At 59.4% G+C, this 1,831-nt stretch carries 2 protein-coding genes; both read left to right on the top strand.

What is annotated here, in order from left to right:
• Positions 1 to 458 precede the first annotated feature (458 nt).
• Entirely contained in the window at positions 459 to 1,034 is a 576-nt protein-coding gene (locus DW180_RS09880; protein ID WP_233508860.1) for a methylated-DNA--[protein]-cysteine S-methyltransferase, read from the top strand.
• Between the two features lie 196 nt (positions 1,035 to 1,230).
• Positions 1,231 to 1,731, top strand: coding sequence for an ATP-binding protein (locus DW180_RS09875; protein WP_117790507.1), 501 nt, complete (start codon positions 1,231 to 1,233; stop codon positions 1,729 to 1,731).
• Positions 1,732 to 1,831: the final 100 nt, after the last annotated feature.

The following is a 1,831-nucleotide window of genomic DNA, read 5'->3' as shown; positions in this document are numbered from 1 at the left end:
TGGTTGGGGCCGCTGGGCTGATGTGGGGGCACGTGGTTGTTGCGGGCCCTAGTCCCGGCGGCGGCCTCGGCGCTTCGCGCCTGCTGCCTGGGGTGACTTTGGGCTTGGTGCGAATTGAGGTCTAATACTTTTCCCGTGAAGTGAACGACCTTATTTGGACCCCCGAAGCATTGGCATTTTTTGATTGCTATGTCCTGCGGTTTTGCAGCGCGAATCCTGCGGTTTTGCGGTCTAAAGGTGTGGATGCTCCGGGACTTCGTTTTTACTCGTTCACTTCTCGGGAAAGTATTAGAGCTCGGCTGACAGGGGTACCGCTCTGGTGTCGATGCCCTGCGTCTTTTTCGCTTGATTAGGGAAAACAGTCTCGCTTAAGTAATTGCGAGCCCGCCCAGACGTATCTGCGGGGTTGTCTGTACAATTCGCGGTATTATGTTGCGGAGTTTTGAAGGGAGCCGCTGGTGGTCACGACGACGTTTGCTTCGCCTTTGGGCGAAATCTTGCTTGCCGCTGATGGCCGCGGTCTGACGGGGCTTTGGTTTGAGGGGCAGGAGCACTTTGGTTCCACGCTTCTTAAAGAAAGCGCCGAATACGTTGAGGGCACCGATGCAGTTTCGGGTGCCGGGGGCATGCAGACGGTAAATCCGGCCAATGGCGCGGCTTCTTCGGTGCTAGAGCGTTCTTGGGCTTGGCTCAACGCCTATTTTGCGGGGCAGGAGCCTCGGTTTACGCCGCCGTTGCATTTGATTGGCACGGCGTTTCAGCGTGAGGTTTGGTTTGAGCTACTTTCAATTCCGCGTGGCGAGGTCGCTACGTATGGCGAGATCGCCCAGCGTGTTGCGGCTCGACATCGTGTGCCGGGAAATGAAGCGCCCGTTGTATCTCCTCGCGCGGTGGGGGCTGCGGTCGCTCGCAACCCTATTTCGATTATCGTGCCGTGCCATCGCGTGGTCGCGGCCGACGGATCGCTCAACGGATACGCCGGTGGACTGGATCGCAAGGAGTGGCTGCTGCGCCTCGAGGGTGCCTATCTATAAGCTGCAGGCGGCCGCAACGCCCATGCGGCAAGCGCGCTCGCTGTACGGGCGTTGTTTGCAGGGCGAGATGTGAAGCCGCCCGTTCCTTAAGTCCGACTAAGCTATAACCTTGCTTTTTTAAATATGCTCATCGACCTGCTAAGGCAGCACTAAGGCGAGTGCGGGTGCGCTATTATCGGCGCTCACGGAGCGCTTGGTGTTCTTGGCATGCATGGACGAGGGCTCGGCGGGCTTTACCATGGCGTCGATCGATCTTTCGGAGGCGGTGAACAAGGCGGCGGCGCCGTTTAAGTCGGTGGTGGTCTCAGGCGGTAAGCGCCTGTCGACGTCGATTGCGACCGGCGTGCGGACCCATGCCGATGCCGCGGCGGTGGCGCAGGTGGTTGAGTTGCTACTGGACAACGCCACGCGCTATGCGAGCGAGGGCAGCGTGATTGAGCTGAGCCTGTGCGCCGTTTCGCACGGCAAAGGCAAGGGCGCCGCCGAGCTTGTCGTAACGAACGCCGTGGACGAGCTGCCCGAGGGCGACCTGGACCGATTGTTCGATCGCTTCTATCGTGCGGATGCGTCGCGCAGCTCCAAGACGGGTGGCTCGGGCGTGGGCCTGTCCGTGGTGCGTGCCATCGCCGAGGCCCATGGAGGCGCCGCCACCGTATCCGGTCACGGCAACCAGATCACCTTCACCGTTTGCCTTTAAAACCTGCCAAAAAGGAACAGGTTTATTTTGGCAGGTTTTATCTGGGGAAACGTGGTTGATTTCCGATCTCAGCCGAACACATTGAGCAAATAGGCCATTC

The organism is Collinsella sp. AM16-21, from assembly GCF_003471905.1.
GTDB lineage: Bacteria > Actinomycetota > Coriobacteriia > Coriobacteriales > Coriobacteriaceae > Collinsella.
This window is presented reverse-complemented; position numbering and strand designations above follow the sequence as displayed.